Origin of the sequence: Sphingomonas sp. dw_22 (assembly GCF_018449795.1) — a bacterium.
GTDB lineage: Bacteria > Pseudomonadota > Alphaproteobacteria > Sphingomonadales > Sphingomonadaceae > Sphingomonas.
The window spans coordinates 45,646-58,220 of sequence record NZ_JAAVVE010000005.1; the positions used below are offsets into that span (position 1 = coordinate 45,646).

Here is a 12,575-nt window from a genome sequence, read left to right on the forward strand (position 1 = left end):
GTGCATCGATCTAACCGGTTACTCGGCAAACTTGTCTGACCGGAAATGCCGCAATGCTGTGGCCATGCGCAGCTTCGCACGATAACGTTTCGGCAATGGCACAGCGCCCCCGCCCGATCCCCGAAACCGATCGCCGATGGAGCGAAGGGCGGCTGGCCGACCGCGCTTATTCGCGGATCGTCGAGATCATCAACGAGGACGATCTGCGCGTCGGCGATCGCCTCCCCGCCGAATCGCGGCTGGCCGAGATGTTCGGCATGTCGCGCACGATCATCCGCGAGGCGCTGGTCCGCCTCGCCGCCGACGGCATCACCGAGGCGCGGCGCGGCGCCGGCTCCTATGTGATGCGCCGCCCCTCGGAGCGGCTGGGCGCGCATATGCCGCTATCGGACCTGTCGGCGACGCTCGGCACCTATGAAGTGCGATTCGTGCTCGAGGCCGAGGCATCGCGGCTGGCGGCGATGCGCCGCTCGTCCGAACAGCTCGCCGCGATCGAGGGCGCGCTGCAGGGCCTGCGCCGCGCGCTGCTCTCGGACGCTCCCGCGCATGACGAGGATTGGGAACTCCACCACGCAATCGTGATGGCCACCGCCAACACCGCCTTCGTCTCGGCCTTCGAGCATCTGCACGACGAAGTGATGCGCATCCTCAAGGCCGGCGTCGATATCTCCCGCTCGCGCCCGCCCGACGCGATCGAAGCGATGATGCGCGAGCATGAAATGGTCGTGGAAGCGATTCGCGCCCAGGACGCCGATGGCGCCGCATTGGCAATGCGCTGGCATCTGTCGCAGGGGCGCAAGCGGCTGATGCCCTGACGGGATGCGCGCGACGAAGCAAAGCCGCGTCGTCGGGCGCGGCGAGGGCCGCACCGGCCGAGCTCTCGCTATGGTACGGAATTTAGCGCGGCTAAATTCCGCGCGAACGCTGGAGCGGGCGAAGGGATTCGAACCCCGCGCGTAGTCCGGCAGGGCGGAGCGCTAGCAAAGGAATCGAGGGTTCGCACGGAACTGCGAGATTACAAGATACACGCGCCACAATGGCGGCTGGAGCGGGCGAAGGGATTCGAACCCTCGACCCCGACCTTGGCAAGGTCGTGCTCTACCCCTGAGCTACGCCCGCTCTGGCGTTGCCCTGTGTCGCCGAAGCGCACCGGGCGGGTGAGGCGCGGCCACTAGCAGCGGCTTTCGGACAGCGCAAGCCCCTAAGCGCATCTCCGGAAAAGGCTTGGCGGCGTGGGCCCGAACGCCCACATAGGCGGCCAACCTCACAGATTCCCAGGAGCACTCCTTTGGCCACGCTTGGACTGAGCCCCGCCGAGAAGGAAGCGGTGGACGTATTCCGCCGCGACATCGTCGAACCTTCGATGACGAGCCTCGTCATCCTCGATTTCTGGGCCGAATGGTGCGGCCCCTGCAAGGCGCTGAGCCCCGTGCTCGAAAAAGTCGCTGCGGACTATGCCACCAAGGGCGTGACTCTCGCCAAGATCGACGTCGACAAGAGCCCGTTCATCGCCGCCCAGTTCCAGGTGAAGTCGATCCCGACGGTCTATGCGATGTTCCAGGGCCAGCTCGTCGCCGACCTCACCAGCGCGCGCACCGAGACCCAGGTCCGCACGATGCTCGACCAGATCCTGCGCCAGCTTCCGGTGCAGAGCGAGGACGCCCAGATCGAGGCCGAGCTGGAGCCGCTGATCGCGATGGGCGAGCAGGTGCTGCACGACGGCGACAATGAACGCGCGCTCTCGATCTTCGAGCAGCTTGCCGAAATGGCGCCCGAGCATCCGGCGGTGGCCGCCGGCCGCGTCCGGGCGCTCGTCGCGCTGGGCCGCACCGACGAGGCGGAGGCCGGTCTGGCCGCGCTCCCGGAAGAAACGGCCAAGGCGCCCGAGATCGAGCGCGCCCGCGCCGCGCTGGCGCTCGCCCGCGAGGCCCAGCCGGTCGAGGATCTGTCCGGCCTCGCCGCCCAGGCCGCCGCGCACCCCGAGGACATGGATGCGCGCTACGAGCTCGCCGGCGGCCAGATGGCGGCGGGCGACCGCGACGGCGCGGCCGAAACGCTGCTCGCGATGATTCGCGACGATCGCGACTGGAACGAAGGCGCCGCCCGCCTGCGGCTGCTCAAGCTGTTCGAAGTCGTGGGCCTTGAGGATCCCTGGGTATCGGCGCAGCGCCGGAAGCTCTCGGCGATCCTGTTCGGATGAAGGCTTCGGGGAAGACCGGGCGGCTTTCGGTATTTCCGCTGGGCGGTGCCCTGCTCTTCCCGCGGATGCATCTGCCGCTCCACATCTTCGAGCCGCGCTATCGCGCGATGATCGCCGATTCCCTGGCGCGCGACCGGCGTATCGGCATGATCCAGCCGCGCGACGCCAGCGATCCGCCGGCATTGTTCGACATGGGCTGCGTCGGCCGGATCGCCGAGGTGGAGGCGCTGCCCGATGGCCGGTTCGATATCGTGCTGGAGGGGCTGGCCCGCTTCACCGTCCTGCGCGAGCTTGATGTGACCACGCCCTTTCGCCAGGTCGAAGCCGAGTTGGAGGAAGGCCGCGAGGACGAATTCCTCTCGCTCGGCGAGCGCGCCTCGCTGGAAGTCGAATCGCGCCGGTTCGCGGACGGCCTGGGCTATGCGGTCGATTGGGAAGCCGTCACCCGGCTCGACGACGAATCGCTCGTCAACGGCATCGCCCAGATCGCCCCGTTCGACGTCGCTTCGAAACAGGCGCTGCTGGAAGCCGATTCGCTGGGTGATCGCGCCGCGCTGATCGTCCAGCTCATGCAGTTCTACGGCCGCCACGGCGACGAGGACGGAACGCTGCAATAGCGGACCCTGGCGTTAATCGGATGGACGTAAGTCCATGCTAGCAATTCGACCGATGGGGGAATTTCGATCCAGGCCGATTCGCGAATCGGAACCGCTCGCCAAAGAGCGATTGCTGCCGAGCGCACCGGATCTGGTCTTCACCGCGGGCCTGTCACTGGCGATATTCGCAGGGCTGGCTCTCGGCTTCGTGCTTCGCTGAGGATCAGGCGGTCAGCCCCTGCAGCAGCTTGGGCACATCGCCCGATTCGCCCCGCGCCTCGGCCATGAACATGCGCTTGAGCGGCGACACCCTGTCCACCGCCGACAGGCCGAAGCGGCGCACCGCGCTCGCCGCCTTGCCCGGCACGCCGAACAGCCGGGTCAGCCCGTCGGTCGCGGCGGCGACCATGAACGTGTCGAGCCCGCGCCAGCGCTGGTAGCGCGCCAGGAGCTGCGGGTCGCCCAGGTCCATGCCGAGCCTTTTCCCGTCGACCAGCACCTCGACCAAGGTCGCCACGTCGCGGAAGCCCACATTCACGCCCTGGCCCGCGATCGGGTGGATGCCATGCGCGGCGTCGCCCACCAGCGCGAGCCGGTTCGAGGTGATCCAGGCAGCGTGGTGGAAGCCGAGCGGATGGCTGAAGCGCGTGGAAAGCGGTCCGAGCTTGCCCAGAAAGCCCCCCATCCTTTTCTCCGCCTCAGCCAGATAGGCACGGTCGGAAATCTTGTTCATCCCCGCCGCATCGCGCGCATTGACCGTCCACACCACCGCCGAGCGATGGCCGTGCTCGTCGTCGAGCAGCGGCAGGATCGCGAACGGCCCCTCGGGATAGAAGATCTCGAACGCGATATTCTCGTGGGACCGCTCGTGCCCCAGCGTCGCGACCATCGCGGCATGGTCATAGCTCCAGCGCGCGACCTTCAGCCCCGCCGCATCGCGAGTCGGCGAATTACGGCCCTCCGCGGCGATCAGCAGCGCAGCGCGGACGGTCGCTCCCGAATCGAACTGCGCCGTCACCCCGAATTCGCCACGCTCCACCGAAACGGCGCGGGTCCGCATCCGGAGGTCGACGCCCGGCGCCGCCTGCGCGGCCTGGAGCAAGGCGGTGCGCAGCACGCGATTCTCGAACATATGGCCCAGCGCGCTGTCACCCTCGCCCGGCGCGAAATCGAGCTTGCCCGGCGCCAGCCCGTCCGAAACGCGGATGCCCTCGATCGGGCAGCCCTTCCCCGCCAGCCGGGCATCGACGCCGATCGCCTCGAACATCCGCATCGGCGCGCTGGCGATCGCCGAGGCGCGTCCATCGAAGCCCGCCGCGAGAATGGTATTCGGATCGGCCGGATCGATGACGATCGACGTAATGCCATGCGCATCGAGCGCCACCGCAAGCGCGCTGCCGACCAGCCCGCCGCCCAGGATGAGAATGTCCGCTGAATCCATGCCCCCGCCCTACCACTTTCGCATCCGGCTGCCACCCTGTGCGGCCGGTACAAAACAAGTCCGTCTTGACGCGGGACTCGCTTCCGGCGATGATTCCGCCGCACCCCTGAAAATCTGGAGGCTGGGCCATGGCGTCCCGGGCACAAGCGCCGCTGTGGCGCGACACGATGAAGGCTGGCGCGCGCCGCAGTGGCGCGCTGATCGGCGGAACCCTGCTGTTCCTGGCGACGATGGCGCTCGTCTTCGCGCTGCTGACCTATCATTCGTCCGATCCCTCGCTGAACACCGCGGCGGCGGGGCCGGCGCGCAACCTGCTGGGCGATACCGGCGCCTGGGCGGCCGATCTGCTGCTCACCGCGCTCGGCCTGCCGGTCGCGCTGCTCGCGCCGGTGGGGCTGATCCTCGCGCATCGGCTGTGGCTCGATCGGCCGATCGGCCATTGGGTGAAGATGCTGCGCGGCGCCGCGATCGGCGTGGTGCTGATCGCGACCGCGCTCGCCTTCTTCTCCAGCGACGCGGTGCTCTCGCTGCCCGGCGGCTGGGGCGGCATCGTCGGCCTCAGCATCGCCGGGCTGTTCAACTGGCTGATCGGCTTTGCCGGCGATCCGACCATCGCCCTCTGGGCGGGACGCGGCCTGGGCCTTGCCTTCGCGCTGGCGGGCGCCTTTATCTGGTGGTGCAGCTTCGATTTCACCCTGCCCGAGCGCAGCGGCGGCCCGGCGATCCGCATGCCGAGCCTTTCCGGCCCCGCCAAGCTCCCCTTGCTCCGCGGTCCCGAGCCCGAGGAACGCGCCGCCCTCCGCGAGCCCCGCAAAGTCGTGGTGCCCGACAATCGCCCCGGCCCGGTGATCGCCGACCGCACGATCGCGCCCTCACCGGCCAAGGCCAAGCCGCCGGTCCAGTCGTCGCTCGATTTCAAGGACAGCTACACGCTGCCCTCGCTCGACCTGCTCAAGGCCGCGCCCGCCAACAAGAACGCCGCGATCGACAAGGCCGCGCTGGAGCGCAACGCCCGGCTGCTCGAAAGCGTGCTCGACGATTTCCATGTGAAGGGTCAGATCGTCGAGGTCCGCCCCGGCCCCGTCGTCACCATGTACGAGCTGGAGCCCGCGAGCGGCATCAAGGCCAGCCGCGTGATCCAGCTTGCCGACGACGTGGCGCGCAACATGTCCGCCACCTCGGCGCGAATCGCGACCATCCCCGGCCGCAGCGTGATCGGCATCGAGCTTCCCAACGCCACGCGCGAATCGGTCAATCTCCACGAGTTGGTCGGCAGCCAGAGCTTCGAGGACCAGGGCGCGTCGCTGCCTTTGGTGCTGGGCAAGAACATCGCCGGCGATCCGATCATCGCCGATCTCGCGCCGATGCCCCACCTCCTCGTCGCCGGTACCACCGGCTCGGGCAAGTCGGTGGGCCTCAACTGCATGATCCTGTCGCTGCTCTACCGGCTGACGCCGGACCAGTGCCGGATGATCATGATCGATCCGAAGATGCTCGAGCTCAGCATGTACAAGGGCATCCCGCACCTGCTGGCCGACGTCGTCACCGAGCCGCCCAAGGCTGTGCGCGCGCTCAAATGGGCGGTCGAGCAGATGGAGGACCGCTACCGGATGATGGCATCGGTCAACGTCCGCAGCCTGGCGAGCTTCAACGACAAGGTCCGCGCCGCCAAGGCCAAGGGCCAGAAGCTCGGGCGCAAGGTCCAGGTCGGCTATGATTCCGATACCGGCAAGCCGCTCTACGAGGAGGAGGAGCTCGATCTGGTGCCGCTGCCGCTGATCGTCGTGATCGTCGACGAGCTGGCCGACCTGATGATGACCGCGGGCAAGGAAGTCGAGTTCCTGATCCAGCGCCTCGCCCAGAAAGCACGAGCGGCCGGCATCCATCTCATCATGGCGACGCAGCGCCCCTCGGTCGACGTCATCACCGGCGTCATCAAGGCGAACCTGCCCACCCGCATCAGCTTTCACGTCACCAGCAAGATCGATTCGCGCACCATCCTGGGCGAACAGGGCGCCGAGCAGCTCCTGGGCAAGGGCGACATGCTCTACATGCCCGGCGGCAAGCAGATCGTCCGCGTCCACGGCCCGTTCGTAAGCGACGACGAGGTCCAGGCCGTCTCCGATTTCTGGCGCTCGCAAGGCGCGCCCGATTACATCTCGGCCGTCACCGAGGAGCCCGAGGACGGCGGCTTCGCGCTGGAAGGCGGCCCCGACGGCGACGACAGCCCCGAGGAGCAGCTCTATCGCCGCGCCACCCAGCTTGTGGCCGAGAGCCAGAAGGCGTCGACGTCATGGCTGCAACGCCAGCTCCGCGTCGGCTACAACAGCGCCGCCCGGCTGATCGAGCGGATGGAGAAGGACGGCCTGGTCTCGCGCCCCGATCATGTCGGCCGCCGCGAAGTGCTGATGGATACCGATGGGCGACCGCTCTAAAGGGCCGCTCTAAGGGATCGAATCGCAGGCACGGCGGGTTCAGGGCACATTCAATCCCCGCCGCCTAGCGACATCAGCCCGCAATTGGAGAGATTTCACGTGTTTGCACGGCCCCTCGCCTTCACGCTTGCCCTTGCCGCGCCGATGCTGGTCTCGGCCGCCGAGCCCGAGCTCGCGCAGGTCCAGCAGCATCTCCAGGGCGTCAGCTCGATGGTCGCCGCCTTCGCCCAGACCGATCGCAACGGCCATGTCCTCACCGGCACGATGACGCTCAAGCGCCCCGGCAAGATCCGTTTTCAATATCAGAAGGGCGTGCCCCAGCTCATCGTCGCCGACGGCTCCAGCCTCTATTTCATCGATTATCAGGTGCGCCAGGTCGATCGCTGGCCGATCGGCAATTCGCCGCTGGCGGTGCTGCTCAATCCCAAGCGCGACATCACCAAATTCGCCAAGCTGCTGCCCACGCGCAATCCGAGCATCGTCTCGATCGAGATCCATGATCCGCAGCATCCCGAATATGGCCGGATCACGATGATCTTCCAGAAACAGGCCGGCGCGCCTGCCGGGCTGATGCTCCAGGGCTGGGTCGCGCTCGATTCGCAGAACAACCGCACCCGGATCGAGCTGTCCAACCAGCGCTTCAACGCGAACGTGCCCGACGGCACCTTCCGCTGGAACGATCCCCGCCCCCAGGGAAGACGCTGAACATTCCCGAAAATATCGTTCATGTGCGCGACAGGTTCCGGAGCCTAGAAGCGTAATTGCGGATGTGGGGATCGAACCCGGGATTTTTCCCCCTGTTGCCTGGGCCGCTCCACATCCCGCCTGCGTGACGAACGCTAGGTCGGCCCTCGCTCCAATGCCCCCGGAGCGGGGGCCTTTCCTTTTCCGGACCGCCTGCCCCACATGGCGCGACTCGCCCCGCCATGCTATCCTGCCCGCGCGACCCATGCGGGGGTGGACATGCCGACGCTGAACCTCGATCGCTATGCGCAGGACATGCGCGCGCTGGCGCCGCTGCTCACCGATGCCAGGATCGGCGGACGCCGCGTCCAGCGCGTCGGCTCCAAGGAAATCGCGGAAGTCACCGTGATCGCGGGCACGCTCTCGGTCACCATGCTGATCTAGGAATCCGGCCTCTATACCAAGGGCTTCCGCAACCAGCACGGCCGCTGGTATTTCAAGGGCGAGGGCCTAGGCGGCAGCGAGCTCAAATTCACCTGCAGCTATGTCGGCAGCGGATCGATCGGCATCTTCGCCGATTCGCAGAACCCCGAGATCCAGCGCCGGCGCACCATGGCGAACATCGTCGAATCGGTGCGCGCGCTCGCCGCCTTCACGGGCGGCAACGACCTGGACCTCAAGATCCCGCTCGCGACCATGGTGTTCCTGATCTCGGAGGCGATCCGCTTCACCATCGTCTATGATCGCATGGTCGAGACCTGCAAGAACAGGGGCGGCGCCTTCAGCTTCGCCGAGCTGCAGCCCTATGTGCAAAACTGGGAGGATCTCTCCGCGGGCAAGCCGGTATCCGGCACGCTTCCGGACAAGGTCTTCACCGCGCACGGCTGAGGGCTGGAACCGCTTCGCAAAATCGCTACATCGCTCCTCGTGAAGATCGCTTCCTGGAACATCAACTCGGTCCGGTTCCGCATCGAGATCGTCGAACAATTCCTGCGCGAGGAATCGCCGGACATCCTCTGTCTCCAGGAGACGAAGGTGATCGACGGCGATTTCCCCGAACCCCCCTTCCGCAAGCTCGGCTACGATCATGTCATCAAGCACGGCCAGCGGATGCACCACGGCGTGGCGATCATCAGCCGCGTGCCCGTGATCGAGGACGACCGGTTCGACTGGCAGGCGAACCAAGAAGCCCGCCATGTCGGCGTGCGGCTGCCAGGCGGCGTGCGGCTCGAAAATGTCTATGTCCCCGCCGGCGGCGACATTCCGAATCGCGAGCTGAACCCCAAATTCGGCCAGAAGCTCGATTTCATCGAGCGGATGACGCAATGGGCCGCGGCGCTCGACAAGCCCACCATCCTGACCGGCGATTTCAACATCGCCCCGCTCGAATCCGACGTGTGGAGCCACAAGCAGCTGCTCGACGTGGTTAGCCACACCCCCATCGAAGTCGAGGCGCTGGGCCGCCTCCAGGCCGCGCATGACTGGGTCGATCTCGGCCGCCGCTTCATCCCCGCGCCCGAGCGCAATTTCACCTGGTGGAGTTATCGCGCCAAGGACTGGGTGGCCTCCGATCGCGGCCGCCGCCTCGATCATATGTGGGCCAGCCGCGAAGTCGCCGAGCGCGCGACCAGCCACAAGGTCTGCGAACCGTGCCGGAGCTGGCTCAAGCCCTCGGACCATGTCCCCATCGTCACCGAGTTCGATTTTTGAGCGGCGCCCGCGCCGCGGCCGAGGCGATCGATGCGCTCCGGCGCGGCTGGCCGGTCGCGATTGAGGGAAATGCCGGCACGCTCCGCCTCCTCGCGATCGAGACCGCCGATGCCGAGCGGCTGCGCGCCTTCGATCCCGATGCCCGCGCGCCGGTCCTGCTCTCCGCCGGCCGCGTGGCGACGCTCAAGCTCGCCAACCAGCGCGAGGCGGCGGCCCCCGACGGCCCGGTGCTGGTCGAGCGCGCGCCCTGGCTCGATTTCGATACCGCCACCGCGCTCTCCGACCCGCAATTCGATCTCGCCACCCCGCTCAAGGGACCGTTCCGCGCGATTCCCGTCGAAGCGCCCGACGCCGCCCAGGCCGCGCTGCGCCTCGCGCGGATCGCCGGGCTGCTCCCTGCCTTCTTCGCCGTGGCGGGCGACGATCCCCATGCGATCACCCTCGCCGATATCGATGCGCATGAGGACGCCGATCGCCTGCGCATCGTCGGCCGCGCTCGCCTGCCGGTCGAGGGTGCCGAGGATGCCGAGATCGTCGCCTTCCGTACCGATGAGATGCCCGGCGAGCATGTCGCGCTGCTGATCGGCCAGCCCGACGGCCGCCCGCCGCTGGTCCGCCTCCACAGCGAATGCCTGACCGGCGACGTGCTCGGCAGCCTCAAATGCGATTGCGGGCCGCAGCTCCACGCCGCGATCCATGCGATCGAGGGGAGCGGCTGGGGCATATTGCTCTATCTGCGCCAGGAAGGCCGGGGGATCGGCCTCATCAACAAGCTCAGGGCCTATGCGCTCCAGGATCAGGGCTTCGACACGGTCGATGCCAACACCCGGCTCGGCTTCGCGGTCGATGCCCGCAATTTCCGCATCGCCGCGCGGATGCTGGCGCTGCTCGGCCAGCGCCGAATCCGACTGCTGACCAACAATCCGCAAAAGGTGGAGACGCTGCGCGCCGCCGGCGTCGATGTGATCGAACGCGTGCCCCACGTCCTGCCCGCCAATCCCCACAATGCCCGCTATCTCGCCACCAAGCGGGATCGCACGGGACATGAGTTTTAGCCAGGAATGGGCCGCTTTCGCCCCTTTGCGGACGTTCAGCTTGCCACGACGAGGTTCCGAAAGCCGCCGTTGGAAACCGGCGTGAGTGGAACTATACCCCCGGGATGATCTGGAACATCATCGATCGGAGGGACCGCCCTTATCGCTGGAAACGCGTCAACGCGATCGTTGAAGCGATCGAACACGACAATAGCGTTGCCGACGCCGATGAAGCTCCTCACGCTGACCCTTCGCAAGTCGTGGATTACGATCAACTTGAAGGGGTTTCCCTCGCGGAAGCAGTCGAGTGGGCGAACCAACAACGCTGCCCTGTGACCCTCTACCTGTATGATGAAGGCAAAGGCACCACATCGGAGGTCCACTTCGGTGCCGCCGGCAATCGGTTTTAAAGCCCTGCACAAGCGTCTGCTTCGCGCCTTTGCTGCCCGAAAGCTGCCGGTCGCCTAACCACCCAACAGCGGACATTCTCGTTTCAGGAGCCCATCCCGGTGCGCTATTTCCTCGATACCGAGTTCAACGGCTTTTGCGGCGCACTGATCTCGCTAGCCCTGATGCCCGAGGATTCGTCGCTCCCGCCCTTCTACGCCGCGCTGGACTGCCCCAACCCCACCGAATGGGTGGCCGAGCACATCCTTCCCGCGCTCGGCATCGCGCCGGTCGATCGCTTCACCCTTGGCCGCAACCTCGCCGCCTATCTCGGCAACGATCCCGATCCGCTGCTGGTCGCCGACTGGCCGGAGGACATCGCCCATGCCGCGATGATGCTGATCGCCGGCCCCGGCCATCGCCACGCGATCGATCGTATCCGGTTCGAGCTGTGCGATGCCTTCGGTTTCGACAGTACGGCGCTGAGCGAAACGCCGCACAATGCCCTCAGCGACGCCGCGGCGCTGCGCACCTATATCCTGAAGCGCGAAGGGCGGTAGAACGCCACCGATACGCCCCTTGCAATGTAGGATTTCGCCTGCAACGCAAGCGAGGCTCTTTCTTATCGTTATACTGCCCCGGTCGCGCGCACCCGCGCGCATGTGCGCCGGCGCGCGTTGAGCGAGTCAACTTGGTCAACCGGTCTGCCCATTTTGGGTAACCGGATGCCGCGACTCGGGCACTTTCAGCCGATCAGCCGCGCCACTTCGTCGAAGTCATGCGCGATGTCCCGCACGCCCAGCGCCCGCAGCCGGTCGGCATGATCCGGCGCGCAATGCGCCCCCGCGCACAGGCCGATGACATGCGCGCCCGAAGCGACCGCGCCGGTCACCCCCACCGGCGAATCCTCCAGGATCACCGTGCGGGCGATGTCCACCCCGATCGCCTGCGCCGCATGGAGATAGAGATCGGGCGCCGGCTTGCCCCGCGTCACATGTTCGCGCCCGCTGAAGATCTTGTCGCCGAACACGTCGCGAATGCCGAGATGCTCGAGATGGCGGGTGATCCACCGGGTCGGGCTCGACGAGGCGATCGCCCGCGGCAGCACCGGCGGCAGATCGCAGACGAAGCGGATCGCACCCGCGACTTCGGGCAGTCCTTCCTCCAGCGCCCGGCGATCCTCCTCGGCGCGCGCGGTGTGGAAATCCTCGGGGATCGCCCGGCCGATCCAGCGTTCGACCGCGGCGAGAAAGTCCGCGCCCGCCAGCCCCATGAAGTTCGCCATCGAATCTTCCGGGGTCGTCGGATGGCCGATGCTCGTCAGATATTCGGCGATCTGGCGGTTGCCCGCATATTCGCTTTCGAGCAGCACCCCGTCGAAATCGAAGATAATGCCCTCGAACCTCATGCGCGCGTTCCGAACAAGGCCGTGCCGACGCGGACATGCGTGGCGCCGATCGTCACCGCGGTCTCGTAATCGCCCGACATGCCCATGCTGAGCCCCGCCAGCCCATGGTCGCGCGCCAGCTTGGCGAGCAGCGCGAAATAGGGGGCGGGTTCGATATCCGCCGGCGGCACGCACATCATCCCGGCGACCGGCAGGTCCGCCGCCCGCGCCTCGGCCAGCAGCCCGGACAATGCCTCGACCGCGCAGCCGCCCTTTTGCGGCTCGTCGCCGATATTGACCTGGATGAAGCAGGGCGGGCGCTTGCCGGCCTTGTCCATCGCCTGCGCCAGCGCCGTCACCAGTGATGGGCGGTCGACCGAATGGATCGCGTCGAACAGCGCCACCGCCTCCTCGGCCTTGTTCGACTGGAGCTGGCCGACCAGATGCAGCGCGATCCCCGAAGTCGTCTCGCGCAACTCCGGCCATTTCGCCGCAGCCTCCTGCACGCGATTCTCGCCGAACACGCGCTGGCCAGCAGCGATCAATGGGCGAATCGCCTCGGCATCGTGCATCTTGGACACCGCAATGAGCGTCACCGACTCGGCATTGCGGCCGGCAATCTTCGCGGCGCGGCGAATCGCGGTCTGAACTTCCGCGAGCCTCTGGCTGGCATCGTCTATGGGCATGGGCGGCGCTATAGG

13 protein-coding genes, 1 tRNA gene and 1 pseudogene are annotated in these 12,575 nt (G+C 67.0%); 11 read left to right on the forward strand and 4 right to left on the reverse strand.

Going from position 1 to position 12,575, the window contains the following annotated elements; all coding sequences use genetic code 11:
- The first annotated feature begins 95 nt into the window (after positions 1-95).
- Positions 96-815 (forward strand): FadR/GntR family transcriptional regulator, encoded by a 720-nt coding sequence (locus HB724_RS03580; protein WP_213979537.1) that lies wholly within the window; start codon positions 96-98, stop codon positions 813-815.
- A 229-nt stretch (positions 816-1,044) separates the two neighbouring features.
- Here HB724_RS03580 and HB724_RS03585 read toward each other — a convergent pair.
- Positions 1,045-1,119 (reverse strand) — tRNA-Gly (locus HB724_RS03585).
- A gap of 184 nt (positions 1,120-1,303) precedes the next feature.
- Here HB724_RS03585 and HB724_RS03590 point away from each other — a divergent pair.
- Both HB724_RS03590 and HB724_RS03595 read left to right on the forward strand, forming a co-directional pair.
- A complete protein-coding gene (locus HB724_RS03590; protein ID WP_213979641.1) occupies positions 1,304-2,200 on the forward strand; it encodes a tetratricopeptide repeat protein in 897 nt (298 codons plus the stop codon).
- Positions 2,197-2,817 (forward strand): LON peptidase substrate-binding domain-containing protein, encoded by a 621-nt coding sequence (locus tag HB724_RS03595; protein WP_213979538.1) that lies wholly within the window; start codon positions 2,197-2,199, stop codon positions 2,815-2,817. Before HB724_RS03590 ends, HB724_RS03595 begins: the two co-directional genes overlap by 4 nt.
- A gap of 202 nt (positions 2,818-3,019) precedes the next feature.
- On the opposite strand, the gene HB724_RS03600 is transcribed toward HB724_RS03595, so the two are convergent.
- Complete coding sequence (locus HB724_RS03600; protein ID WP_213979539.1) at positions 3,020-4,237, reverse strand: UbiH/UbiF/VisC/COQ6 family ubiquinone biosynthesis hydroxylase; 1,218 nt, start codon at positions 4,235-4,237, stop codon at positions 3,020-3,022.
- Positions 4,238-4,365: 128 nt separating this feature from the next.
- Between HB724_RS03600 and HB724_RS03605 the strand changes: the two genes are divergently transcribed.
- The 8 genes and pseudogenes from HB724_RS03605 (at position 4,366) to HB724_RS03640 (ending at position 11,047) form a co-directional block, all read left to right on the forward strand.
- The gene (locus tag HB724_RS03605) at positions 4,366-6,672 is read left to right on the forward strand and encodes a DNA translocase FtsK (RefSeq protein WP_213979540.1); all 2,307 of its coding nucleotides are present in this window, start codon (positions 4,366-4,368) and stop codon (positions 6,670-6,672) included.
- Positions 6,673-6,816: 144 nt separating this feature from the next.
- Positions 6,817-7,377 carry an outer membrane lipoprotein carrier protein LolA gene (locus HB724_RS03610; protein ID WP_213979642.1) on the forward strand — a complete coding sequence of 187 codons (561 nt, stop codon included), beginning with the start codon at positions 6,817-6,819 and terminating at the stop codon, positions 7,375-7,377.
- A gap of 258 nt (positions 7,378-7,635) precedes the next feature.
- Positions 7,636-7,800, forward strand: a complete 165-nt coding sequence (locus HB724_RS03615) for a hypothetical protein (protein WP_213979541.1) — start codon at positions 7,636-7,638, stop codon at positions 7,798-7,800.
- Between the two features lie 15 nt (positions 7,801-7,815).
- Positions 7,816-8,244, forward strand: a pseudogene (locus HB724_RS03620) (ribosome-inactivating family protein); the annotation flags it as partial.
- A gap of 39 nt (positions 8,245-8,283) precedes the next feature.
- Positions 8,284-9,066, forward strand: coding sequence for an exodeoxyribonuclease III (locus HB724_RS03625; RefSeq protein ID WP_213979542.1), 783 nt, complete (start codon positions 8,284-8,286; stop codon positions 9,064-9,066).
- Positions 9,063-10,121 (forward strand): GTP cyclohydrolase II, encoded by a 1,059-nt coding sequence (ribA, locus tag HB724_RS03630; RefSeq protein WP_213979543.1) that lies wholly within the window; start codon positions 9,063-9,065, stop codon positions 10,119-10,121. The genes HB724_RS03625 and ribA overlap by 4 nt, the downstream gene beginning before the upstream one ends.
- Positions 10,122-10,225: 104 nt before the next feature.
- Entirely contained in the window at positions 10,226-10,510 is a 285-nt protein-coding gene (locus HB724_RS03635) for a hypothetical protein (RefSeq protein ID WP_213979544.1), read from the forward strand.
- A gap of 99 nt (positions 10,511-10,609) precedes the next feature.
- Complete coding sequence (locus tag HB724_RS03640) at positions 10,610-11,047, forward strand: hypothetical protein (protein ID WP_213979545.1); 438 nt, start codon at positions 10,610-10,612, stop codon at positions 11,045-11,047.
- A gap of 185 nt (positions 11,048-11,232) precedes the next feature.
- Here the strand turns inward: HB724_RS03640 and HB724_RS03645 are convergent, their stop codons facing one another.
- Together HB724_RS03645 and HB724_RS03650 are read right to left on the reverse strand one after the other, a co-directional pair.
- Positions 11,233-11,895 carry an HAD family phosphatase gene (locus tag HB724_RS03645; RefSeq protein ID WP_213979546.1) on the reverse strand — a complete coding sequence of 221 codons (663 nt, stop codon included), beginning with the start codon at positions 11,893-11,895 and terminating at the stop codon, positions 11,233-11,235.
- Positions 11,892-12,560, reverse strand: a complete 669-nt coding sequence (locus HB724_RS03650; protein WP_213979547.1) for a YggS family pyridoxal phosphate-dependent enzyme — start codon at positions 12,558-12,560, stop codon at positions 11,892-11,894. Before HB724_RS03650 ends, HB724_RS03645 begins: the two co-directional genes overlap by 4 nt.
- Positions 12,561-12,575: the final 15 nt, after the last annotated feature.